The sequence below is a fragment of the Micromonospora sp. NPDC048835 genome (assembly GCF_040649995.1).
Lineage (GTDB): Bacteria > Actinomycetota > Actinomycetes > Mycobacteriales > Micromonosporaceae > Micromonospora.
Genome location: NZ_JBEZGM010000028.1, coordinates 16,738 through 40,169, shown reverse-complemented (window position 1 = coordinate 40,169; position 23,432 = coordinate 16,738). Strand labels below are relative to the sequence as shown.

Below are 23,432 nucleotides of genomic sequence, written 5' to 3'. Positions count from 1 at the left end.
CGCCGGTCCGGGTCGATCACACCCGCGCTCCTCCGTACCACCTGCCTGACCCCCGACATGGGGTTGATCCACTCGGTTTGCATGAAAGCGCGGTATCCGACAGGTGCGGAAGGCCCGACATCAAGAAACCCGAGTGGATCGTGTTGTCCTGCACGTGATCAGCGGGGCGTAGGCCGGCGCCGATGGGGCGGCCGAGTGGCCCCGTCCTGACCTGGCGATCGGTGGCAGCTTAGCCACTTGACACGCCGAGCACCGCACCGCTGAGCTGCCACCGATCGCGCGTCCCCGACCGCGCCACACGCACGTCTCGCGTCCTCTCGCGCCTTCCGGCGGACTCCGCCCGCGCTCCCCGCGCCCCCGGCGGACTCCGCCCGCCCTCGCGCTCTTCGAGGCCCGCGCGTCCGCTCGGCCGCGCTCCCATGTTTCGGCTTGACTACGGTCTTGTTATCGATAACAGTAAGCATCAACAGAGTTCGATTCCTGCGCCGCACCGGCTCTGATCCGCGCGCCTCCCCGTCGAGGTCGAACGATCTCCGGGACTTGGCGGAGGGTGCTGTTAGCGATCACATCAGCGGTCCGGCCTGCGTGCCGACCAGCGATGCGGATGCCGGCTGAGAACGTCCGGCACCTCAGGCCAGCTAAGGAGGATCATGATTTCCACCGGACAGGTTCCACGGGGAGCGCCGCGCCGGCGCGCGAGGTTGTCACTACTCGCCGCCGCGGTGGCGGTGGTGATCGGTACGGCTCTCGCCGCCGTCGCCCCGTCACCGGCCTCGGCGGCGACCGTGGACACCAGTGCGTGGTACGTGTTGGTCAACCGCAACAGCGGCAAGGCCCTGGACGTGTACAACCTGGCCACGAACGACGGTGCGCGGATCACCCAGTGGACCCGTAACAACGGCAACCAGCAGCAGTGGCAGTTCGTCGACTCCGGTGGTGGCTACTACCGGGTGAAGTCGCGGCTCTCCGGCAAGGTGCTGGACGTGTCGGGCCGTTCGACCGCCAACGGCGGCAGCATCGTGCAGTGGAGCGACAACAACGGCACCAACCAGCAGTTCCGGTTGGCCGACTCCGACGGCGGCTATGTCCGGTTGATCAACCGGAACAGCAACAAGGTGATGGAGGTGCAGGGCGCCTCGACCGCCGACGGCGGCAACATCGTGCAGTACGACGACTGGAACGGCACCAACCAGCAGTGGCAGTTCGTCCGCGTCGACGGCGGAACCGACCCCACGACGCCGCCCCCCACCACGCCGCCCCCGTCGAACGGCACGTTCTCGAACCCGGCCATCTGGCAGGACTTCGCCGACGTCGACATCATCCGGGTGGACAACGTCTACTACCTGACGTCGTCCACCATGCACTACTCGCCCGGCGCGCCGGTCCTGCGCTCGTACGACCTGGTGAACTGGGAGTTCGCAGGTCACGCCGTGCCCCGGCTCGACTTCGGCTCGAAGTACGACATGAGCGGCGGTAACGCGTACGTCGACGGGATCTGGGCGTCGACGCTCAACTACCGGCCGAGCAACAGGCAGTACTACTGGGCCGGGTGCATCGACTTCGCGCAGACCCACATCTACACCGCGTCGGCCGTCGACAGCACCTGGAGCAAGCACACCACGATCCCCAACTGCTACTACGACGCCGGCCTGCTGTTCGACGACAACGACACCCCGTACGTCGCGTACGGCAACGGCACCATCAGCGTCGCCCAGCTCTCCGCGGACGGGAAGTCCCAGGTCCGGGCCCAGCAGGTGTACCAGACGCCGTCGAGCATCGGGACGCTCGAGGGCGCCCGCTTCTACAAGCGCAACGGCGCCTACTACATCTGGCTCACCCGGCCGGCAAACGGCCAGTACGTGTTGAAGTCGACGAACGGCCCGTTCGGCCCGTACGAGCAGCGTCAGGTGCTGCTCAACCTGCCCGGCCCGATCTCCGGCGGTGGCGTGCCACACCAGGGTGGGTTGGTGCAGACCCAGAACGGCGACTGGTACTACATGTCCTTCGTCGACGCGTACCCCGGTGGTCGGATGCCGGCCCTGGCGCCGATCACCTGGACCGGCGACGGTTGGCCGGTGCTGCAGACGGTCAACGGCGCGTGGGGCAGCACCTACCCGAAGCCGAACCTGCCCGCGCCGCCCCGGGCGGTCAAGCCGCTCACCGGCACCGACACGTTCGCCGGCACCACGCTCGGCCCGCAGTGGGAGTGGAACCACAACCCCGACAACAGCAAGTGGTCGGTCAACAACGGGCTGAACCTGCAGACCGCGACCGTCACCGGCGACCTGTACAAGGCTCGCAACACGTTGACCCACCGCATCCAGGGTCCCACCTCGACCGCGACGATCGAGTTGGACTACTCCACGATGCGCGACGGTGATCGCACCGGTCTGGCGGTGCTGCGTAACTCGTCGGCCTGGATCGGCATCAGACGGGACAACGGGTCCACCCGGCTGGTCATGCAGAACGGGCTGACGATGGACGGCAGTTGGAACACCACGAGCACCGGTAGCGAGGTGGCGAGCACCGCCGTCTCCGGTGGCCGGATCTGGCTGCGTGCCAACGCCGACATCAGACCCGGCTCCGGCCGACAGGCCCGCTTCTCGTACAGCACCGACGGGGTCAACTTCACCTCGTTCGGCAACGCCCTGACGCTCGCGAACAACTGGCAGTTCTTCATGGGCTACCGATTCGCCATCTTCAACCACGCCACACAGGCGCTCGGCGGCGCGGTCACCGTGCGGCGGTTCGACCTGACAACCCCGTGACACCAGTCACCCGACGATCGGTCTGACCGGTGGCGTCGGCACCGCATGCCTGCCGCGTGCGGAGTCGGCGCCATCGCGTCCGGCCCGCGCCGGCCTGCTCCACGCTCTGTCCAGGAGTGAGGGCGGGCCGGCGCACCACATGGGTACGGTGCCCGGCACCTGCTGGAGGCGTACTCCTTGTGGGCACCGCGTTGTACGGCACTGGCGCGTCGGGCAGTCCCCGCGCAGCCATGCCGTGTTCGAGGCTGTTGCTGGCGTAGACTATCGGCGATCCAGCGCTGGTCACCTGGGATTCAGCACCGGCGTGGTGACTGAGCGAGGGGGATCGGGCCGGGCCGCTCCAGTCGACGTCGACGGGCTGCGGTCCGGCGATGTAGCGGGGGGAGTGAAATGGCCGTCCACGGTCCCGCGATGACAGACGTCGCTCGTCTCGCCGGTGTCTCCCATCAGACGGTGTCGCGGGTGCTCAACGGGCATCCCAACGTCCGTGAGCAGACCCGGCTCCGGGTGCGGGCGGCGATCGCCGAGCTCGGCTACCGGCCCAATGGCGCGGCACGTGCGCTGGTGACGGGCCGGTCGCAGGTCATCGGCGTGGTCGCGCAGAACACGACGCTCTACGGCCCGGCGTCGCTGCTGGCCGCGTTGGAGCAGACCGCCGCCCAGGAGGGTTTCGCGGTAAGCGTCGGCAGCGTACGCAACCTGGACCACAGTTCCATCTCGGCGGCCGTCGAGCGGCACCTGTCGCACCGGGTCGCCGGCATCGTGGTCATCGCCCCGGTCGAGTCGGCCGGTGAGGCACTCGAACGGCTGCCCAAGGATGTCCCGCTGGTCACCGTCGACGGTGACCCGAACCGGCCGGTCCCGCTGGTGACGGTCGACCAGGTGGCGGGTGCCCGGGCGGCGACGCAACACCTTCTCGACGCCGGGCACCATACGGTCTGGCACGTCTCCGGTCCGACCGACTGGTTCGACAGCGTCGGTCGCATCGACGGCTGGCGGCAGGCGCTGCTGGCCGCCGGGTTGGATCCGCCGCCACCGATGCCGGGGGACTGGTCCGCTTCCTCGGGTTACCGGTGTGGGCAGATGTTGGCGCGGATGCCGGAGGTCACCGCCGTCTTCACGGCCAACGACCATCTCGCGTTGGGCGTGCTGCGGGCGCTGCACGAGTTCGGCAGGCGTGTTCCGGACGAGATCAGCGTGGTCGGCTTCGACGACGTGCCGGAGGCGGCCTACTTCATTCCGCCGCTGACCACCGTCCGACCGGACTTCGACGCGGTGGCGCGGGCGAGCCTGCAGATGCTGCTGTCCCAGATCGAGTCGGGCGTCAGTGGGGCGCTGCGGCAGACCATCGCCCCGGCCCTGGTCTCGCGCGACAGCGTCGCCCCACCTCGTCGCTGACTGCCGCACCCGCCGGTGCCGGCCGTCGGGGGCGGCGGGACCCACTCCTTGCCGAGTGGTGTACGCGCGTGCGCGCCAATGCCAGCGTGCGCGCCAATTCCTGACCTCGCCGCAGATAAGACACGGTTCGATCTGTCGCAGAGCGTAGTCAATCGATGTCGGACGATGGGGTGGCGCTCAGGTATTGAAACTCATGAAATGCCGCCGTAACATGATGGGCGTCTCTGTTAACGCTAACAAAAATTGGCGTCCAACTATCGGCGCACCGGCCAGAGATCGTAGTCATCGGCGTGCGTCACCGACAAGGAGGCTCGATGAACCGCACTACCCGAGGTCGTCGCTGGGGGAGCGTGCTGGCAGCCGGAATCCTGCTCGCCGGCACCCTGGTCGGCCTTCGTGCCCCGGCGGCGCAGGCGCTCGACAACGGCGTGGCGCGTACTCCCCCGATGGGTTGGAATTCGTGGAACACGTTCGGCTGCAACATCAACGAGGCGCTGATCCGCAGCACGGCGGATGCGATCGTCAGCAGCGGGATGCGCGACCTGGGCTACGAGTACGTCGTCGTCGACGACTGCTGGTTCAACCCGAACCGGGACAGCTCCGGCAACATCCAGGGCGACCCGACCCGTTTCCCCAGCGGAATGAAGGCGCTCGGCGACTATCTGCACGCCCGGGGCCTGAAGTTCGGCCTCTACCAGGTGCCGGTCGACAAGACCTGCGCGCAGTACTTCGGCGCCTACCCCGGTGCCACCGGTAGCCGCGGCCACGAGGTGCAGGACGCCCGGCAGTTCGCGGCCTGGGGTGTGGACTTCCTGAAGTACGACTGGTGCTCGCCGGAGGGCAGCATCAACGACCAGGTGACCACCTTCGCCAAGATGCGCGACGCGCTGGCCGCCACCGGCCGACCGATCGTCTACAGCATCAACTCGAACAGCATCCACGCCAAGACCGGCCCGCAGCGCAACTGGGGCGACGTGGCGAACATGTGGCGGACCACCGAGGACATCACCAACGCGTGGGACACCGGCCAGACCAACGGCTACCCGATGGGCATCCAGAACATCATCAACGTGACCGTTCCGCTGGCCTCCTACGCGCGCCCGGGTGGGTTCAACGACCCGGACATGATGGAGGTCGGTCGCGGTGGCATGAACGACACCGAGATGCGCAGCCACTTCGCCATGTGGGCGATCATGGCGTCGCCGCTGATCGCCGGGAACGACGTGCGGAACATGAACGCCGCGACGCAGACCATCCTCAAGAATGCCAACCTGATCGCCATCAACCAGGACACGCTCGGGTTGCAGGGCGTGCAGGTGTCCTTCGACGGCACACGTCGGGTGCTGGCCAAGCGCCTCGCCAACGGTGACGTCGCCGTCGCCCTGTTCAACCAGGGTGGCTCGACGACGACGATCTCCACCACGGCTGCGGCCATCGGCAAGTCCGGCTCGTCGTTCACCCTGGTGGACGCGTGGACCGGTGGCACCAGCTCGAGCAGCGGGACGATCAGCGCCAGCGTGCCCGCGCACGGCACGGTGGTGTACCGGGTCAGTGGTGGCGGGACGACCCCGCCGACCACGCCGCCGCCGACCACGTCGAGCGCGTACGCCAGCGCCGCATCCGGTCGCTGCCTGGACGTGCCGAACAGCAACACCACGAACGGCACCCAGCCGGTCATCTGGGACTGCAACGGCGCCGCGAACCAGCGGTGGACCCGCAACGGTCAGACGTTGCAGTCCCTCGGCAAGTGCCTGGATGCCCCGGCGAACGCGACGGCCGGCTCCAAGGTGCAGATCTGGGACTGCAACGGCGGCACCAACCAGCAGTGGACGACCAACGCGAATGGGACGATCAGCAACGGGCAGTCCGGCCTCTGCCTCGACGTCAACAACAACGCCACGGCCAACGGCACCACGGTGATCCTCTGGACCTGCACCGCGGCGGCCAACCAGCGGTGGTCACAGCGGTAGCCGACTGATCCGCCGACCGCCGAGGTCGCGACGCCCCCTCGGCCCGACACTGGTGCTGGTGCCCGTGGACGACACCCCGTCGTCCGCGGGCACCACTGTGCGGGGGGTCAGCCGATGTCGGAGAGTCGTCGTATCCTCACTTCCGGCCGATTGACCCGATGGCTACGCTCGCCTGGATGCTCCGTTACGAGACCGTGACACCGGTATTTCGGATCTGGTGTTGACGCAATCTATGTGAGCGCTAACACTACCCGAAAGATGACAGTTGGCCCCGGCAGTCGGCGGGGGAGTCCAGAGAGGAGAACCCCGTGCGCAGGAAATTCCTGGTTGCGCTCGGCAGCGCGGCGCTGGCGTTGAGCCTGGCGGCGTGCAGTGGTGAGGGTGCGGGCGGCGACGGCGACAAGAGCGGCGAGAAGCCCAGCGACCTGACCATCGGTGTGTCGATGCCGACCCAGACCTCGGAGCGGTGGATCGCCGACGGCAACGCGGTGAAGTCCAAGCTCGAGGCGAAGGGCTACAAGGTCGACCTCCAGTACGCCGGCGACGACATCCCCACCCAGTCACAGCAGGTGGACCAGATGATCACCCAGGGTGCTGACGTCCTGGTGATCGCGGCGATCGACGGCACGGCGCTCAACAGCCAGCTGCAGGCCGCCGCAGCCGCGAAGATCCCGGTCATCTCCTACGACCGGCTGATCCGTGGCAGCAAGGACGTCGACTTCTACGTCAGCTTCGACAACTACAAGGTCGGCGTCGCCCAGGGCACCGCCCTGCTCGTCGGTCTCGGTCTGCTGAACAAGGACGGCTCGAAGGGCACGGCCAAGGGGCCGCTGAACGTCGAGATCTTCGCCGGTTCGCTCGACGACAACAACACCCAGTACTTCTACGGCGGTGCGATGGACACGCTCAAGCCGTTCATCGACAACGGGACGCTTGTCGTCAAGTCCAAGCAGACCACCCCCGAGCAGGTCGCCATCCTGCGGTGGCAGCAGGAGACCGCGCAGAAGCGGATGGAGAACCTGCTCACCTCCAGCTACAACGACGGCTCGAAGGTCGACGGGGTGCTGTCGCCGTACGACGGCATCTCCCGGGGCATCATCACCGCCCTGCAGAACGCCGGCTACGGCAAGGGCGCGAAGAAGCTGCCGGTGGTGACCGGCCAGGACGCGGAGATCGCCTCGATCAAGCTGATCAACGACGGCGTGCAGAACTCCACGGTCTTCAAGGACACCCGCCTGCTCGCCGAGCAGGCTGTCAACGCCGCTGAGGCGTTCCTGCAGAAGAAGCAGCCGCAGGCCAACGACACCAAGACGTACGACAACGGCGTCAAGGTCGTCCCGGCGTACCTGCTGCCGATCGCGACCGTCTACAAGGACGACATCAAGGCGACGCTGATCGACTCCGGCTACTGGACGGCGGAAGAGGTCGCCGCCGGTCAGGCCAAGAAGTAAGCCACTCGTCGGGCCCGGCGGTCACCCGCCGGGCCCGACGCCTGGGCGCGTACCGTGCCCAGACCTGACGGAGGACAGTGACCATGGACGACACCATCCTCGAGATGCGTCGTATCACCAAGACCTTCCCCGGCGTGACCGCGCTGGAGGACGTCACCCTTGCCGTGCGCCGCGGCGAGATCCACGCCATCTGCGGTGAGAACGGCGCCGGCAAGTCCACCCTGATGAAGGTGTTGTCCGGCGTCTACCCGTCCGGCTCGTACGACGGCGAGATCCTTTTCGACGGTAAGCCGATGCAGTTCCGTGGCATCCGCGACAGCGAGGCCAACGGCATCGTCATCATCCACCAGGAGCTCGCCCTGGTGCCGTACCTGTCGATCGCGGAGAACATCTTCCTCGGTAACGAGCGGCGCGGCCGCAGCGGGCTCATCGACTGGAACTTCGCCAACGCCGAGGCGGCGAAGCTGCTGGCGTCCGTCGGGCTGCACGAGAACCCGGTCACTCCGGTGATCCAGCTCGGCGTCGGCAAGCAGCAGCTCGTGGAGATCGCCAAGGCGCTGTCGAAGAAGGTGCGCCTGCTGATCCTGGACGAGCCGACCGCCGCGCTCAACGACATCGACTCGGCTCACCTGCTCGACCTGTTGCGGGCACTCAAGGAGCAGGGCATCACCTGCATCATGATCTCGCACAAGCTCAACGAGATCACCGCCATCGCCGACTCGACCACCGTCATCCGCGACGGGCGGGCGGTGGAGACCCTCGACATGAAGGCCGAGGACGTCAGCCAGCAGCGGATCATCCGGGGCATGGTCGGGCGCGACCTGGACAGCTTCTACCCCGACCGCGAGTCGTCGCCAGGTGACGAGGTCCTCCGGATCGAGGACTGGACGGTGCGGCACCCGGTCCAGGACCGGATGGTCGTCGAGGGTGTCGGCCTGTCCGTCCGCGCCGGCGAGGTCGTCGGCATCGCGGGCCTGATGGGGGCCGGGCGGACCGAGCTGGCGATGAGCGTGTTCGGCCGCTCCTACGGCCGGGACATCCGCGGCCGGCTCTTCGTCCACGGGCGGGAGGTGCAGGCGCGCACCGTCGCCGAGGCGATCGACAACGGCATCGCCTACGTCACCGAGGACCGCAAGCGCTACGGCCTCAACCTCATCGACGACGTGCGGCGCAACGTGTCCGCCGCCGCGTTGGACCGGCTGTCCCGCATGGGCTGGGTGAACGGCAACGAGGAGATCAAGGTTGCCGAGACGAGCCGCAAGGAGATGAACATCCGAACGCCGAGCGTCATGGCGGTGGTCGGCAAGCTCTCCGGCGGCAACCAGCAGAAGGTCGTGCTGTCGAAGTGGCTGTTCACCGACCCGGACGTGCTGATCCTCGACGAACCCACCCGGGGCATCGACGTCGGCGCCAAGTACGAGATCTACACGATCATCAACCGGTTGGTGGCAGCCGGTAAGGCGGTGATCGTCATCTCCTCCGAGCTGCCGGAGCTGCTCGGCATGTGCGACCGGATCTACACCCTCGCCGCCGGCCGGATCACCGGCGAGATGCCGGTGGCCGAGGCAACTCAGGAGACCCTCATGGAGCTGATGACAAAGGACAAGGAGCTCGTCGGATGACCGACATCAAGACCCCTTCGACGGAGCGCCCGACGCCCTCGGACAGCGCACCCGCCGCCGCCCTGCACAGCGGGACGAGCGACCTGCGGGCGCTGGTGCTGAACAACCTGCGGCAGAGCGGGATCTACGTCGCCCTGGTCGTCATCGTCGCGCTCTTCGCGGTCCTGACCGACGGGGTGCTGCTGAGCCCCGGCAACATCACCAACATCGTCCTCCAGTACTCGTACATCCTGGTCCTCGCGATCGGCATGGTCATCCTGATCATCGGCGGGCACATCGACCTGTCGGTCGGATCGGTGGTCGCGCTTACCGGAGCGGTCTCCGCCGTCCTGGTGATCCAGCAGGGTCACCCGTGGTGGGTCGGCATCGTGGCCGCGCTCGTCGTCGGCGTCGCGGTCGGTGCCTGGCACGGGTTCTGGGTGGCGTACGCCGGCATTCCGGCCTTCATCGTGACGCTCGCCGGCATGCTGCTCTTCCGGGGTCTCACCCTGCGGGTGCTCGACAACATCTCGCTGTCGCCGTTCCCGTCGGAGTACCAGCAGGTCGCGGCGGGCTTCCTCAACGGCCTGCTCGGCGGGAACGGGTTCGACGCCTTCACGTTGCTGATCGGCGCCATCGCCGTGGCCGGCTACGCGGTGAGCGGCTTCCGCACCCGGGTGGCACGGATCCGCTACCAGCAGCCCGTCGAGTCGTTCCCGCTCTTCGTCGCCCGGGTCGTGCTCGTCGGCGCGGTCCTCATGTACTTCGCCTGGCAGTTGGCACACGCCCGAGGGCTGCCGATCGTGCTGATCATCCTGGCGTTCCTGGTGCTGGTCTACGGCCTGCTCACCCGGCGTACCGTCTTCGGTCGCCAGGTCTACGCGATCGGCGGCAACCTGTCGGCGGCGGCGCTGTCCGGGGTGAAGGTCCGTACCGTCAACTTCTGGATGTTCGTCAACATGGGCTTCCTGGCGGCGGTCGCCGGCGTCATCTACTCGTCGCGGTCCAACGGCGCGCAGCCCGCTGCCGGCAACATGTTCGAGCTGGACGCGATCGCTGCGGCCTTCATCGGCGGCGCGGCGGTCACCGGCGGCGTGGGCACCGTGGTGGGCGCGATGGTCGGTGGTCTGATCATGGCGGTGATGAGCAACGGCATGCAGCTGATGGGCATCGACCAGTCGACCCAGTCGGTGGTGAAGGGGCTCGTCCTGCTCGTGGCGGTCGCCTTCGACGTCTACAACAAGCGTCGCGCCGGCACGGCTCGCTGACACCTGGCCCGACACGCACGTGGCCCCTGACCGGCAACGGTCAGGGGCCATCTGCGTAGGTGAGCCCGAACCCCGCGATCTTGCACTTTCTGTCGACGTTATGCGGCTTTCGCGGCAAAAGTCGCGACACAAACTGCAAGATCGACGGGGTGGGGTGGGGCAGGGCAGGGCAGGGTGGGGGTTAGTGGCAGGTGGCGGTGCCGGTGTCGGTGTAGGTTTGGCCGGTTACTGGTACGAACTGCCAGTCGTAGCTGGTGTTGTGCAGGGTGAACTTCAGGACTCCCCAGGCCGAGCTGTTGCGCGCCTCGCTGTTGGGCTGGATGGTGCCGAAGCCGTAGTGGCTCGCGCCGCCCATCCCGGCGACGAAGCTGCGCAGGCCCCGGCTGGAGTCGGCGCCACCGGACGGGTTCATCGGGGCGAACCGCTCGTACACGTGGTTGTGTCCCCACACCACGACGTCGGCGTTGTAGTCGTAGAGGGCCTGGTAGAGCGGGCGCGTCGACGTCGAGGGTGCGTGGTTGGAGCTGGACGTGTAGAGCGGGTGGTGCCAGTACGCGATCGTGCAGGGCTTGCTGCTGGCCGCCAGGTCGGCGCGCAGCCACTGCTCCTGAGTCGAGCCGGCCGACATGCTGATGTTCGAGTTCAGCGACACGACGTGCCAGTTGCCCAGGTCGAACGAGTAGTAGCCGCGACCGCTCGGGCCGGCGGACGTACCGAAGTAGTTGTAGTAGCCGGTCGCGCCCGACGTGTTGTAGTCGTGGTTGCCCGGCGACGGACGGGTGCGGGACTTGTGCCGACCCCAGGTGGGCTCGTAGTAGCTGTTGAACTGCGACGCGGTGCCGCTGTCGTAGACGTTGTCGCCGGTGGTGAAGACGGTCCCGGAGATGGTGTCGAGCAACGTCGCGGTGGCGCTGTCGCCGGAGCCCGAGTCGGCGATGTCGCCGGCACCGACGAGCACCGGGTCACCCGACGGGGGTGGCGTGGTGGTCCCGGTGGTGACCACCAGTTGCGGGGCGTCCGCGCCACTCTCGCGGGTGTCGTAGTAGGCGCCGTCGCCGCTGGCCGAGGTGGCACCGAAACTGTACGTGCCGTTGCCGGTGACCGCGGCCGTGACGTCGACCTCGTACCAGCTGTTGCCGCTGACCGCGCCGACGGTGCCGAGCGTGGCCCCGTCGATGGCCGGCTGGTTGTTCCAGGTGGTGCCGGTCTCCGACCAGGTGGTGTTGGACATCCGGCGGAACGTGCCACCGGCGTCGCTGCCGCTGTTGCCGCTGATCGTGCGCAGCCGCAGCTTGGCGCTTGTCACGGTGCCGCTGACACCGCTGACGGTGAAACGCAGGAACGAGCGCCGCGCCGGTGAGTTGTCGACCACGACCTGCGTGGACGTGCCGTAGTTGGTGGCGGCCGTGTCGCTCTGGACGTAGGTGTCGGCGACCGGCGTGAAGGTCACGCTCGCCGCCGACGCCACGCCGGCGCCGGTCACGACGACGGCGGCGGTCGCGGCGACGACCACCGTGACCACCCCCAGCGTCACCGACGGGCGGGGGAATCGAATGTCCATGCAGGACTCCTTACCTCGTGGGAAGAGCGCAAGGAATGTAGGAAGGCCGATGAACCGGCGCACTGCCGCCACATGAACAGTACGCTGAAACAGCGAAACTCCTCGATGTTAGTCGTGTGTTCATCCGTCGCATGTCCGCCTGACACCCACGGTCCCTTGCGGCCCTTCCGGCCCGGTCGCCACGATGGCTGACCGTCAGTCGTCGACCCGAGGAGATGCGCGTGTACCTGTCGACCGTCTCCCGTCCGGTCGCCGACCAGCCCGGATCGGGACCCCGACGCCGCCGGTTCGCGATGGTCAGCGGCAACGTCGTCGCGCTCGGCACGGTCAGTCTGATCACCGACGTCTCCGCCGAGATGGTCGCCGCGGTCCTACCGCTGTATCTGGTGCTGGGCCTGCACCTCAGCCCGGTGGCCTTCGGCGTGCTGGACGGTGTCCACACCGGTGCCACCGCGCTGCTCCGGGTCGTCGGTGGGTTCGCCGCCGACCGGTTCCGGCGACGCAAGCTGATCGCCGGCATCGGGTACGCGCTCTCCGCGGTCGCGAAGCTCGGCCTGCTGCTCGCCGGCCGGTCGATCCCGGCGATCGGCGCCGTCATCGCCGTCGACCGGATCGGCAAGGGCGTGCGGAGCGCCCCGCGCGACGCGCTGATCACGCTCTCCACGCCGCCCGAGGCGTTGGGTCGGGCGTTCGGGGTGCACCGGGCGATGGACAGCGTCGGCGCGTTCCTCGGGCCGCTCGCCGCGTTCGCGGTCCTGCTCGTCGTCGGGCAGTCGTACGACGCGGTCTTCGTCACCAGCTTCTGCGTCGCGGCCCTGGCCGTCGTGGTGCTCGTCCTCTTCGTCCGGGAACACCCGCCCGGCGCGGTGGCCGACGGCGAGACGGCGGACGGGCCGAACGATGCGAAGGTCTCCGTCCGCGAGGCGTTCGGCCTGCTCCGCGGCGGGCCGGCCCGGCGGTTGGTGCTGGCCGCCGCGATGCTCGGGCTGGCCACCATCGGAGACGGCTTCGTCTACCTGTTGCTGCAACGCCGGATGGACCTTGGACTGCGCTGGTTCCCGCTGCTCGCGGTGGGGACCAGCCTGGCCTACCTGCTGCTCGCCGCCCCGCTCGGCGTCCTCGCCGACCGGGTCGGCCGCCTGCCCGTGGTGATCGGTGGCTACACCGCCCTCGGCGTGACGTACCTGCTGCTTGCCGGCCCGGTCGACGGGTGGCCGCTGATCGCGCTGACGCTGACCCTCTACGGCGCGTTCTACGCGGCCACCGACGGCGTGCTCATCGCGCTTGCCGGCCCGGTGCTGCCGGCCCGGCTGCGGACCACCGGAATCGCGTTGGTGCAGACCGGGCAGGCCCTCGCGTACCTCGTCTCCTCGGTGCTCTTCGGTCTCGCCTGGCAGGCGTGGGGGCCGGAGAACGCGGTCCGCGCGGCGGCCGTGGCCGTCGCGGGCGTCCTGGTCGGCACGCTGCTCCTGCTGGTCCCCCCGTCCCGACTCACCACCCGGAAGGTGCCCCGATGACCGCGATGTCGAACCGAGCCAAGCTCGGCGTGGTGGTCGCCTCGGCCGTGCTGCTGGGCGCGGTGGCGGCCGGCTACGCCGCGACGGCGGCAGAGGCGCCGCCGCCGCCGGCCACCAGCGGGGAGCAGGCGGTCACCCTGACACCCGGGCCGCGCCTGCTGGCGATCACCGACCGGCACGTCTCCACCGTCGCCGCGACGGACCCCGGCGGGCCGCGTACCGTCGCCGGCCTGGAATGCCTGCGGGTGTACGCCGCGGCTGGCACCGGGGTCTGTCTCAAGCCGGAGACGGCGTGGTCGTACCAGGTCGTCGTGCTCGACGCGACGCTGCGTCAGACCCGGGCGGTGAGCGTGCCGGGTCTGCCGAACCGGGCCCGGGTCTCGGCCTCCGGCCGGATGGTCTCCTGGACCACCTTCGTCGGTGGCGACTCGTACACCTCAGGTGGTTTCTCCACCCGCACCGGGATCCTCGACGGCCGCACCGGTGCCACGGTGTCCTCGCTCGAGGAGTTCACGATCACCCGGGAGGGCCGGGCCTACCGCAACCCGGACGTCAACTACTGGGGTGTCACCTTCACGGCCGACGACAACCGCTTCTACGCGAGCATGTCGACCGGGGGCAAGCGGTACCTCGTCCGGGGTGACCTCGCCGCCCGTACCGTCGAGACGCTGAAGGAGAACGTCGAGTGCCCGTCGTTGTCCCCGGACGGCACCCGGCTCGCGTTCAAGGAGGCGGTCGACGCCGACCCGGCGAAGGGCTGGCGGCTGTCGGTCCTCGACCTGGCGAGCATGCGGGTCACCGCGACCGCCGAGACCCGCAGCGTCGACGACCAGGCCGCCTGGCTGGACACCGGGAAACTCGCCTACACGCTGCGCCGGGACGACGGTCAGCCCGACGTGTGGAGCGTCCCGGCGGACGGCTCCGGTGCGCCGGCGCTGATGATCCCCGGCGCTGAGTCGCCGTCGCCGTTGACCTGACGGGTCGTCCCGGGCCCGGCGGCCCGGACACCTGAATGCCTTCACGCGGACAGCATTCCGTCATGTCGGATTCCGCCCCGCAGCCATCGCCGTTCATCGACGCTCCCGAGGCTGTTGACCATGACAAGGCTGAGCCGTCGCATCTTCGTCCTCGGTGGACTCGTGACCGCCGGAGTCGCGCTGACACCCCGTCAGGGTGCCCGCGCCGCGGTGCCGTACCCCTTCAAACTCGGTGTGGCGTCAGGTGATCCGGCGCCCGACAGCGTGGTCCTCTGGACCCGGCTGGCACCATCCCCGCTCAACGCCGACGGGCAGGGCGGCATGGCCAACGCCGACGTGACGGTGGAGTGGCAGGTGTCCACCACCGACAGGTTCACCTCGCTCGTCGCGTCCGGCTCGGTGGTGGCCCGGTACGCCGACGCGCACTCCGTGCACGCCATCGCGGGCGGGCTCGCCGCCGATTCCGACTACTACTACCGGTTCCGCGCGCAGGGGCAGATCTCGCCGGTCGGGCGGACCAGGACAGCCCCCGCCCCCAGCGCCTTCGGCCGCGACCTGGTGATGGCCTTCGCCTCCTGCGCCCACTACGAGGCCGGCTACTACACCGCGTACCGGCGGATGGCCGAGGACAACCCCGGCCTGATCCTGCACCTGGGCGACTACATCTACGAGGGCGGTGTCGGCAGCTCCACGGTGCGCCAGCACGTCGGCACCGAGATCGTGTCGCTCGCCGACTACCGCCGCCGGTACGCGCTCTACAAGTCCGACCCGGACCTGCAGGCGGCCCACGCGGCGGCGCCCTGGCTGGTGGTGCCGGACGACCACGAGGTGGAGAACAACTACGCCAACATGGTCCGCAACGACAGCAGCCCCACGCTCACCGCGGCCCAGTGGACCGCGCGGCGGACCGCCGCGTACCGGGCCTACTACGAGAACATGCCGCTGCGGCCGGCCTCCGCCGCCACCGGCAACAGCATCCCGCTGTACCGACGGGTCCGGTGGGGGCAGCTCGCCACCTTCCACATGCTCGACACCCGGCAGTTCCGTGACGACCAGGCCTGCGGGGACGGTTGGAAGGTCTGCGCCGACGCGGACCTGGCCTCCCGGTCGCTGACCGGCGCCACCCAGGAGGCCTGGTTGCTCGACGGGCTGGCCCAGCGCTACGGCACCTGGGACATCCTCGGCCAGCAGGTCTTCTTCGCCCAGCAGCTCGACGCGAACGGGGCGGCGAGCATGGACGCCTGGGACGGCTACCGGGCCTCCCGCAGCCGGATCCAGACCGGCTGGCAGCAGCGTGGGGTACGCAACCCGCTGGTGCTCACCGGCGACGTGCACCGCTCCTGGGCCAACGACCTCAAGGCCGACTACGCAGACGCCAACTCGGCGACCATCGGCACCGAGTTGGTCTGCACCTCGATCAGCTCGACCGGCAACGGCAGCGGCAGCACCACCGTCCCGAACGCGGCGGCCAACCCGCACCTCAAGTTCCACTCCGACCGGCGCGGCTACGTCCGTACCACGATCAGCCGCAGCCAGGTCCGCGCGGACTTCCGCGCGGTGAACACGGTGACCGAACACGGCGCCGCGGCCTCCACCGTGCGCTCGTTCGTCATCCTCGACGGCCAGCCCGGCCTGCAGGCCGGCTGAGGGAGAGAGCAACCATGACCCCGATAACCGCACTGCTCACCGTGTCCCTGCTGGTCCCGAACGTGGTGCCGGCCCCGACCGCGATGACCGCCGAGGCGGTCACCTGGACCACCGCGAACAGCGTCGCCACCGGCGACCAGGACCTGCCCTCCATCGCCATGAACCGCAACGGTCACGTCGCGGTGGTCTGGGAGGACGACCGGGACAGCACCGCCCCGCAGGACGACACGCGCAGCGAGATCTACCTCAGGCTGTTCCGCGACGGCACACCCGCGTACGAGCTGAAGCTCTCCGCCGGGGGAACCAGTGGTGCCGCCTGGCGGCACCTCAGCCCCGACGTGGGGCTCGACGACCGGGGCAACGCCGTGGTGGTCTGGGCCGCCGACGGCGACGGCAACGGCGTCTACAACATCCAGTACCGGGTGGTGTCACCCGCCGGCGCGGTGCTCGGGTCGGGCCAGGTCAACGCCAGCGACGCCGGGCAGCAGATCTGGCCGAAGGTCTCGGTCGACCCGGACGGCGCGCCAAGCAACACCGCCGCCGTCGGCTTCACCGTGGTGTGGGAGGACGTGCAGGGCACCGCCCCCGCCACCGTCAAGGCCGCCGGCTTCACCGCGGCCACCACCAAGGCGTACGAGGTGACGGCCTCGCAGACGACCGGCCAGCACCACCGCCCCGACGTGGCGGTGTCCGCCTCCGGCGAGGCCCTGGTGGTCTGGGACGAGGACGCCGACGCGAACGGCTCGTACAACATCGGGCTGACCCGGCTGGCCCGGTCCAACGGTGCGGTGGTGCTGTCCCGGCGGACGGCCAACGCGCAGAGCGGCGGGCAGCAGCAACGTGCCTCGGTGGCGGCGAACTTCGCCGGTGACTTCACCGTCGGGTGGGAGTCCGACCACACCGGCACCCGGGGCGTCTGGGCCCGGTCGTTCACCGCTGCCGGCACCGCCCGGCACGACGAGGTTCAGGTGTCCACCGGCACCGGTGCCGTCGTGCCCAGCGTCGGCATCGACGACCAGGACAACGCCGTGGTCGGTTGGACGGTGTCCGGCGCCAACCCGGACGTCTGGGCGCGCGGGCTCAACCCGGACGGCACGTCCACCGGCCGGCTCGCCGCCCAGGCGCTGAGCCAGACCACGACGGGTCGCCAGGAGCACTTCGCCGTCGCCGCGTCGCCGTGGGGTGAGGTGAGCGTCTGCTACACCGACGACAACGACGGCAACTCCTTCGACCAGGTGCTCCTCGGGCTGGGGACGACGAACTCCACCTGGCTGATGTCCGCCGACGAGCTGCGCCGGTTGAAGGCGCGGGCGGGTGCGACGACGCACTGAAGGTGACCGGCCCCGGTCAGACGGCCCGGTCGGGTTCGCCGCCGGCCTTCGCCACCCCGTCGTTCCCGCCACGGGACGACGGGGTGGCCGAGGTGGGCGGGGGCGGCACGAATCCCGCTACGACGCGGTCAGGCGGCGTTGGTCAGCCGCTCGTGCAGCACCAGGGTGGCGAGGAGGGCCGTCAGCAGCCCGAGGGCCGCCAGCGCGGGCAGCGTCCGGGCGACCGGCAGCACCAGGAGGACGACGCCGATCGCGGCGAGCCGAGTCGGCGAGCCACCCACGGTCAACCGGAGGATCAGCAGTCGACCGGTGAGGTAGAGCGCCGCACCGCCGTAGAGCACCGTCGCCGCCGTCCACCCCACAGGCGCCCCGGCGGGGTGCCGGGGTTGGTCCGTCAGGCTCGCGAGGACCAGGTGGATGCCCAGGGCGAAGTAGACGACCCCGGCGACAAGCGGCAGGTGTGCCAGCGTGTACGCGTCCGACGCCACCTGTTGGCGACGCCGGGAGCGCGGCGACGCCGAGGTCAGCACCGTCGCGGCGGCCGGGGCGACGCGCACGAAGTAGAGCCACCACAGGCACACGGTCGCGGCGAAGCCGAACACCGAGGCCAGCAGGACCGGCCAGGCGATCGATGTCAGGCCCGCGCCGGCCCCGGCCGACAGCAGGGACTCGCCGAGCACGATGATCAGCACCAGGCCGTGGCGTTCGGCGAAGTGGGCTCCGCTGCGGACCTCCCCGAAGCTGGCGGCGGTGGCGATCCGACCGCCGCCGTAGTCGAGGAGGAACGCCACCGTCCACAGCACCGTCTGCGCGGCCCCGCCGAGGGCCGCGCCCACCACCAGCGGAGCCCAGGCGAGCGTGGTGGACACGGCGAAGCGCAGCGTCTGCCGGCGGTAGCGCGCGTTGCCGGACGAGGCGTAGGTCATCAGGGCGAGGTGCAGCCCGCGTACCACGATGTAGGCGACGGCCAGGGTGAGCGGCGGGCTCAGCGCGCCGTCGTGGCGTTGCCACGCCTCCGGAATCACCAGCGCGGCCACGAAGATGGCGGCCATCGCCGCGAGCATCCCGGCGAGCACCGGCTCGTTGTCCGCGCGGACCTGATTGGCCAGCCACGCATAGCAGCTCCACGCGTACCAGAACCAGAGCAGGAGCAGCAGCCCCTGGTAGAGGGTGAGTGGGCTCAGCGACTCCGCCATGAAACCGATGAGCCGAGTGAGCGCGAAGACCAGGACCAGGTCGAAGAAGATCTCGAAGGTGGTGGCCCGGTGCGCCTCCTCGACAAGCACCGGCCGGGCTCGGTGGACGCGGCTCATCCGCCCATCCTGGTCTCTTCGGCACGGTGGCCGGGGGCCAACGCCCAGCTGTGACGCGATCAGCCGAAGAGCAGGTCGAGGTGGGCGTCGAGGGCGTTCAGGGCCTCGTCGGCGGTGTACTGACCACCGAGCAGGTAGACACCGAGCCCCTCCATCAACGCCAGCAGGCCGGCCGCGGCGGCGGCACCGTGACGGTCGGGGAGGACGCTGGCGATGAACGCGGTGAACTGTGCGGTGTCCTCGTGCAGGCCGGGCGCGGCCGATGGTCGCACCGCCGTGTAGGCGAGGAACGCGAGCGCCACCCGCCCGTCGTCGCGGGTGCGGTCGTCGAGCGGCAGCAGCGCGGCGAGCATCGTACGCAGCAGCAGCCGAGGCGCCGGGTTCGCACCGAGCCCCGCCACCGCCCCGGTGACCCGGAGTTGGCTGCGTTCGCGTACCACGCTCAGGGCGAACGCCATCATCTCGTCCTTGGTCCGGAAGTAGTGCTGGACCATTCCGGCGGACACCCCGGCCGCGGCAGCCACGTGTCGGAGGCTCACGGCCTCCAGGCCCTGATCCGCGGCGACCCGCATCAGCGCGTCCGCGATGAGGGTGCGTCGCTCCTGGTGGTCGACCTTCTTGGGCATGGCCTCGATCGTTTCACAGTGGGTGATCCGGCTGCCCCGCCAGCGGCGGCGGTCACCGGCTGACGGTGGTGCCGGCGGGAGTGCCCCGCGCGCTGCGCAGCAGCCCGTCGGGGTCGTCGGCGTACAGTCGCAGTTCGTTCATGGGCATGGCTCCGGTCCTGGCCAGGTCGAAGGTGAGCGGCCGGCGGAGCAGGACGTCGATGCTCGTCTGGCTGCCGACCGAGATGGAGACCACCCGGCGGTCGCCCTCCTGCTCGACCTGCACCGACCTGCTCGACGGCAACGAGCGGTGGCGTTTGCGCAGCGCCTCGACGTCGGTCCACGGGATCCAGATGTCGACACCCGAGCTGAGCCGCACCCGCAGGCCCTGGTCGCCGACGAGGTGGGGGTGGATCGTCATGCTGGCGAACAGGCCGATCATCCAGAGCAGACCCCAGATGCCGAGGGCCAGCACGATCCACCGGGCCGGCCGCCACGGCACCACGTGGGTGACGACGATGTCGAAGATCGGGATCTCCACGACCGACAGGGCGATGAAGATGCCGAGGATCGGCTTGACCACGCCGAGGTAGCCGAACGGCTCGTCGCCGGGCTCCAGCGGTAGTGGGCGGCGGCGGGCCCAGACGTACAAGCTGCGCCACGTGGCGGCCTCGGCCCTGGCCGCCCGACGCAGCAGCGGGCCCACCCGCGCCGTGGTGGGTGCCTTCGTGTCGGTCATCGTGGTCCTTCTTCGCTCGGGGGCCGACGGTCAGTGGAGGGTGATGGTCCCGGCGGCACCGTCCACGGTGACGAGTTGCCCGGTGGAGATGGCCCGGGTGGCGTCCGGCACGCAGATGACCGCGGGAATGCCGTACTCCCGGGCCACCGTCGGGCCGTGCGCCATGATCGCGCCGGTCTCGGTGACCAGCGCCGCGGCGGTGAGGAACAGCGGGGTCCAGCCGGGGTCCGTGGTCGCGGCCACCAGAACCTCGCCGGGCTCGATGTGGGCGGTGCCCGGGTCGTGGACGACCCGTGCGGGCCCGGTCACCCGGCCCGCCGACGCACCCACTCCGGCGAGCGTCCCGTCGTCGGCCGGCGTCCCCGGCAGGACTGTCTCGACGTCCGTGCCGTCGGAGAGCAGCGCCACCGGCACCGTCGTCCGCCGCAGCTCCCGGCGGTGCACCGCCCGTCGGGCGGTCACGGTCCCACGCAGGTCGACACCCTGGTGTACGACGGTGTGCACCTCGTCGAGGGTCAGGAACATGATGTCGTCGGGCTGGTTCAGCAGCCCGGAACCGTGCAGGTCTTCGCCGATGAGCAGCAGTTGGCGTCGGGTCTCCCGCAGCGGGTACAACCCGGCGAACTTGCCGGCCTCGCGCAGGCCGGCCAACGATCGCGCCCGGCGCAACAGGAAACCGGCCAGCCGGCCCCGCACCGGGCGTCGACGGCGGGCTCGGGTGACCAGTTCCCGTAGCGCCGTCTCCGCCGCCGCGGCGGACCGCTCGAAGCGTTTGTCGGGGCCCTGCTGCGGATCGGTGACCCGCAGGTAGTTGGCGACCGCGGCGAAGACCGGCGTGGGGTCCTCCGCCCAGCGCGGCACCCCGAGGTCGACCTCGGCGACGCCCCGGTGGCCGTAGTCGTTCAGGAAGGCCGTCAGGCCGATGTCGGGCAGCGCCCCGCGCAGGTAGCGGGCGGCCAGCTCGGCCGGTGGGGTGTCGAGCAGGAGCTGTCGGTGCTCGCCCGCGCCCTGGGCGAGCCGCCACAGGGCCAGGTCCATCTCGATGGTGACGTTGTGCGGCATGCCACCCAGCACGGCGTGCACCTCGTCCGGGCCGGCGACGCCCTTGAGCAGCGCGGTCGGCAGCGCGGCGGCGAGCATGCCGGCGACGATCGGCCACATGATCGCGTCGGCGCTGCCGTCGTCGCCGTCGCGCTCCTGCACGAAGCGCAGCCGGTCGGCGGTGGTCCGCAGGTCGGCGGGGGCGGCTGAGCGTACTCGCAACTGCTCGACCGCCGCGAACATCCTGGTCCGCGCGGCGTCGGGACGGGCCAGCGCCCGCAGGATCCCCACCACCGCGCGGCCGGCCGTCCGCAGCGACGCGGCCTCCGGTGCCCCGCCGCGCGCGGCACCGCCGCCGGTCGGGGCGAACCGGGGGTCCGCAAGCACGTGCTGCATCACGGCCTGGGCGCGGGGCCCGAAGTCGACCGCCAGGAGCTTCACCAGTCGTTTGCGGGACGAACGGTCGCGCGCGAGGTCGGTCAGGTCACCGTAGAGGCGGCCGCCGATGTCGACGATCTCGACCCGCACCCCGAGTGCGGCGAGCATCGCGGCGATCTGCGCCCGCAGCGTCGACATGCCCATCGGGGTGACCGGTTGGAGCATGCCCTGGACGTGCCCGAACTCCAGGTAGACCCGGGGGAGAGGTTTCCCGCTCGGCGGCGGGGCGGGGAACAGGCTGGTGATCGGTCGGGACTGGAGGAGCCACAGCACGTCGTCGGCGTCGATGGCCCACTCGACGTCCTGCGGGCCGCCGAACCGGGTCTGCAGCCGCTCGCCGGCGGCGCGCAGGCGGGCAAGCTGCCCGGACGTCAGGCAGCCGGTGTCGTCGTGCGTGACCTCGTCGAGCACGTAGTGGTCGACTGTCGCGGCGCCGTCGACGACCGTGGTGCCGAGGCCGGGGGCGGCGTCGACAGCCATCTCGTCGCGGCGACCGGTCAGCGGGTTCGCGGTGAACAACACCCCCGCCACCGTCGGTGTGACCATGCGCTGCACGACGACGGCCATCCACACGGTGTCGTGGTCGATGCCCCGGGCGTCGCGGTAGGCGGTCGCGCGGTCGCTGTGCAGCGAGCCCCAGCACGTCTCGATGGCGGCGATCAGCTCGGCGGTGCCCGTGACGTCGAGGACGGTGTCCTGTTGCCCGGCGAAGCTCGCGTCCGGCAGATCCTCGGCGGTGGCGCTGGAGCGTACCGCCACCGGGCCCGCGCCGAGCCGCTCGTACGCGGCGACGACCTCGGCGACGGGGACGACGCCGAGCCGGTGTGCCTCGGTGGTGACGCAGAATCCGTCGGGGACCTGCTCGCCGTGCCGGATCAGCTCGCCGAGCCCGGCCGCCTTGCCGCCGACCAGAGCGGTCATGGCGGCGGTCACCTCGGACAGTGCGATCACGTGCATGGCAGCCCACCTTCGTTGCAATACAACTGCATTGGACATGACCGTATCTCGTTCACGATGCGACTGCAATGTCACCGCCGCCGGGGTGCGGCCTCGCGGCGACGCGGTTGCCGGCATCTGCCATGCTCGGGCCGGTGACGACCGGCCGCCCCAGCACCGCCCGCTCCCACCGCCGCCCCCGACGTCGTGCCCTCCGCATCCTCCTCGCGCTCGTCGCGCTGGCGGCCCTCCTCGGCATCGCCGTGGTCGCGGTGCCGATGCTGCGACCGGCCGGGCCGCGCCCGCTCTTCCAGATGCCGGTGACCTGCGGCGAGACGTGGCAGCTCAGCACCTACCCCGGTCACGACGACTACGACGTCGACTTCTTCCCGGTCGAGGGCGAGACGTGGGGGCGGCCGGTGCTCGCGTCGTACGCCGGCACGGTCACCGTGGCGGGCATCAACGGCTCGCTCGGTGGTCGTAACCCGGAGAACCCGGAGGGTCCACGGGGTCGAGGTGGCGGTTACTGGGTCAAGATCGACCACGGGGGGAAGTGGGAGACGCAGTACCTGCACCTGCTCGAACCGCCACTGGTCACGGTCGGCCAGGAGGTCGCGCAGGGTGACCAGATCGGGCGGCTCGGCAGTACCGGCAACTCCGGCGCGCCGCATCTGCACTACGAGCAGCGGCGTGGCTGGGAGAAGGTCGAGACCCACTTCGACGGTGCGCCGTCGGGCATCACCACCGACGAACGCGAACAGATTCTCCGGCGGGTGAGCAACAACTGTCCGGCTGTCTCCTGAGGAACGCGGTGAAGGGGCGAGCTTCCGAGTACGGGAATTATGGGCGTTTTGGGGGGTTATAGTCCAGA

General features: G+C 69.9%; 16 protein-coding genes. 11 read left to right on the top strand and 5 right to left on the bottom strand.

What is annotated here, in order from left to right:
* The first annotated feature begins 650 nt into the window (after positions 1-650).
* From AB0C15_RS26630 to mmsB, 6 genes are all read left to right on the top strand, one after another.
* A complete protein-coding gene (locus tag AB0C15_RS26630; RefSeq protein ID WP_357356346.1) occupies positions 651-2,768 on the top strand; it encodes an RICIN domain-containing protein in 2,118 nt (705 codons plus the stop codon).
* A gap of 411 nt (positions 2,769-3,179) precedes the next feature.
* Positions 3,180-4,166 carry a LacI family DNA-binding transcriptional regulator gene (locus AB0C15_RS26625; RefSeq protein ID WP_357356344.1) on the top strand — a complete coding sequence of 329 codons (987 nt, stop codon included), beginning with the start codon at positions 3,180-3,182 and terminating at the stop codon, positions 4,164-4,166.
* A gap of 314 nt (positions 4,167-4,480) precedes the next feature.
* On the top strand, positions 4,481-6,136 hold the full coding sequence (locus AB0C15_RS26620) for a ricin-type beta-trefoil lectin domain protein (protein ID WP_357356342.1): 1,656 nt from the start codon (positions 4,481-4,483) through the stop codon (positions 6,134-6,136).
* A gap of 308 nt (positions 6,137-6,444) precedes the next feature.
* Positions 6,445-7,587 (top strand): multiple monosaccharide ABC transporter substrate-binding protein, encoded by a 1,143-nt coding sequence (gene chvE / locus AB0C15_RS26615; RefSeq protein ID WP_357356340.1) that lies wholly within the window; start codon positions 6,445-6,447, stop codon positions 7,585-7,587.
* Between the two features lie 83 nt (positions 7,588-7,670).
* Positions 7,671-9,209 (top strand): multiple monosaccharide ABC transporter ATP-binding protein, encoded by a 1,539-nt coding sequence (gene mmsA / locus AB0C15_RS26610; protein WP_357356338.1) that lies wholly within the window; start codon positions 7,671-7,673, stop codon positions 9,207-9,209.
* On the top strand, positions 9,206-10,456 hold the full coding sequence (gene mmsB / locus AB0C15_RS26605; protein WP_357356336.1) for a multiple monosaccharide ABC transporter permease: 1,251 nt from the start codon (positions 9,206-9,208) through the stop codon (positions 10,454-10,456). Before mmsA ends, mmsB begins: the two co-directional genes overlap by 4 nt.
* 181 nt (positions 10,457-10,637) lie before the next feature.
* On the opposite strand, the gene AB0C15_RS26600 is transcribed toward mmsB, so the two are convergent.
* Positions 10,638-12,017 (bottom strand): DNRLRE domain-containing protein, encoded by a 1,380-nt coding sequence (locus tag AB0C15_RS26600; protein ID WP_357356334.1) that lies wholly within the window; start codon positions 12,015-12,017, stop codon positions 10,638-10,640.
* A gap of 215 nt (positions 12,018-12,232) precedes the next feature.
* On the opposite strand from AB0C15_RS26600, the gene AB0C15_RS26595 reads away from it, so the two are divergent.
* The 4 genes from AB0C15_RS26595 to AB0C15_RS26580 all read left to right on the top strand — a co-directional run bounded on the left by AB0C15_RS26595 (position 12,233) and on the right by AB0C15_RS26580 (position 17,489).
* The gene (locus AB0C15_RS26595; protein ID WP_357356332.1) at positions 12,233-13,534 is read left to right on the top strand and encodes an MFS transporter; all 1,302 of its coding nucleotides are present in this window, start codon (positions 12,233-12,235) and stop codon (positions 13,532-13,534) included.
* Positions 13,531-14,511, top strand: coding sequence for a hypothetical protein (locus AB0C15_RS26590; protein WP_357356330.1), 981 nt, complete (start codon positions 13,531-13,533; stop codon positions 14,509-14,511). The genes AB0C15_RS26595 and AB0C15_RS26590 overlap by 4 nt, the downstream gene beginning before the upstream one ends.
* Positions 14,512-14,631: 120 nt before the next feature.
* On the top strand, positions 14,632-16,158 hold the full coding sequence (locus AB0C15_RS26585; protein ID WP_357356328.1) for an alkaline phosphatase D family protein: 1,527 nt from the start codon (positions 14,632-14,634) through the stop codon (positions 16,156-16,158).
* A 14-nt stretch (positions 16,159-16,172) separates the two neighbouring features.
* The gene (locus AB0C15_RS26580) at positions 16,173-17,489 is read left to right on the top strand and encodes a hypothetical protein (RefSeq protein WP_357356326.1); all 1,317 of its coding nucleotides are present in this window, start codon (positions 16,173-16,175) and stop codon (positions 17,487-17,489) included.
* Positions 17,490-17,617: 128 nt separating this feature from the next.
* On the opposite strand, the gene AB0C15_RS26575 is transcribed toward AB0C15_RS26580, so the two are convergent.
* From AB0C15_RS26575 to AB0C15_RS26560, 4 genes are read right to left on the bottom strand one after another with little or no spacing between them, the layout of a single operon-like run.
* On the bottom strand, positions 17,618-18,802 hold the full coding sequence (locus AB0C15_RS26575; RefSeq protein ID WP_357356324.1) for a low temperature requirement protein A: 1,185 nt from the start codon (positions 18,800-18,802) through the stop codon (positions 17,618-17,620).
* A gap of 59 nt (positions 18,803-18,861) precedes the next feature.
* On the bottom strand, positions 18,862-19,428 hold the full coding sequence (locus tag AB0C15_RS26570; protein ID WP_357356322.1) for a TetR family transcriptional regulator C-terminal domain-containing protein: 567 nt from the start codon (positions 19,426-19,428) through the stop codon (positions 18,862-18,864).
* Positions 19,429-19,480: 52 nt separating this feature from the next.
* On the bottom strand, positions 19,481-20,146 hold the full coding sequence (locus AB0C15_RS26565; RefSeq protein WP_357356320.1) for a hypothetical protein: 666 nt from the start codon (positions 20,144-20,146) through the stop codon (positions 19,481-19,483).
* Between the two features lie 30 nt (positions 20,147-20,176).
* On the bottom strand, positions 20,177-22,582 hold the full coding sequence (locus AB0C15_RS26560) for a PEP/pyruvate-binding domain-containing protein (protein ID WP_357356318.1): 2,406 nt from the start codon (positions 22,580-22,582) through the stop codon (positions 20,177-20,179).
* 122 nt (positions 22,583-22,704) lie between these two features.
* Here AB0C15_RS26560 and AB0C15_RS26555 point away from each other — a divergent pair, with 122 nt between their 5' ends.
* The gene (locus AB0C15_RS26555) at positions 22,705-23,364 is read left to right on the top strand and encodes a M23 family metallopeptidase (RefSeq protein ID WP_357356316.1); all 660 of its coding nucleotides are present in this window, start codon (positions 22,705-22,707) and stop codon (positions 23,362-23,364) included.
* Positions 23,365-23,432: the final 68 nt, after the last annotated feature.

What these genes read in the sequence shown, in the direction of transcription:
- AB0C15_RS26570 (WP_357356322.1), bottom strand. Translation starts at nt 19,428, where the DNA reads ATGCCCAAGAAGGTCGACCACCAGGAGCGACGCACCCTCATCGCGGAC.
- AB0C15_RS26625 (WP_357356344.1), top strand. Translation starts at nt 3,180, where the DNA reads ATGACAGACGTCGCTCGTCTCGCCGGTGTCTCCCATCAGACGGTGTCG.
- AB0C15_RS26575 (WP_357356324.1), bottom strand. Translation starts at nt 18,802, where the DNA reads ATGAGCCGCGTCCACCGAGCCCGGCCGGTGCTTGTCGAGGAGGCGCAC.
- AB0C15_RS26595 (WP_357356332.1), top strand. Translation starts at nt 12,233, where the DNA reads ATGCGCGTGTACCTGTCGACCGTCTCCCGTCCGGTCGCCGACCAGCCC.
- AB0C15_RS26580 (WP_357356326.1), top strand. Translation starts at nt 16,173, where the DNA reads ATGACCCCGATAACCGCACTGCTCACCGTGTCCCTGCTGGTCCCGAAC.
- AB0C15_RS26620 (WP_357356342.1), top strand. Translation starts at nt 4,481, where the DNA reads ATGAACCGCACTACCCGAGGTCGTCGCTGGGGGAGCGTGCTGGCAGCC.
- mmsA (WP_357356338.1), top strand. Translation starts at nt 7,671, where the DNA reads ATGGACGACACCATCCTCGAGATGCGTCGTATCACCAAGACCTTCCCC.
- AB0C15_RS26560 (WP_357356318.1), bottom strand. Translation starts at nt 22,582, where the DNA reads ATGCACGTGATCGCACTGTCCGAGGTGACCGCCGCCATGACCGCTCTG.
- AB0C15_RS26585 (WP_357356328.1), top strand. Translation starts at nt 14,632, where the DNA reads ATGACAAGGCTGAGCCGTCGCATCTTCGTCCTCGGTGGACTCGTGACC.
- AB0C15_RS26555 (WP_357356316.1), top strand. Translation starts at nt 22,705, where the DNA reads ATGCTCGGGCCGGTGACGACCGGCCGCCCCAGCACCGCCCGCTCCCAC.
- AB0C15_RS26565 (WP_357356320.1), bottom strand. Translation starts at nt 20,146, where the DNA reads ATGACCGACACGAAGGCACCCACCACGGCGCGGGTGGGCCCGCTGCTG.
- AB0C15_RS26600 (WP_357356334.1), bottom strand. Translation starts at nt 12,017, where the DNA reads ATGGACATTCGATTCCCCCGCCCGTCGGTGACGCTGGGGGTGGTCACG.
- AB0C15_RS26630 (WP_357356346.1), top strand. Translation starts at nt 651, where the DNA reads ATGATTTCCACCGGACAGGTTCCACGGGGAGCGCCGCGCCGGCGCGCG.
- AB0C15_RS26590 (WP_357356330.1), top strand. Translation starts at nt 13,531, where the DNA reads ATGACCGCGATGTCGAACCGAGCCAAGCTCGGCGTGGTGGTCGCCTCG.
- mmsB (WP_357356336.1), top strand. Translation starts at nt 9,206, where the DNA reads ATGACCGACATCAAGACCCCTTCGACGGAGCGCCCGACGCCCTCGGAC.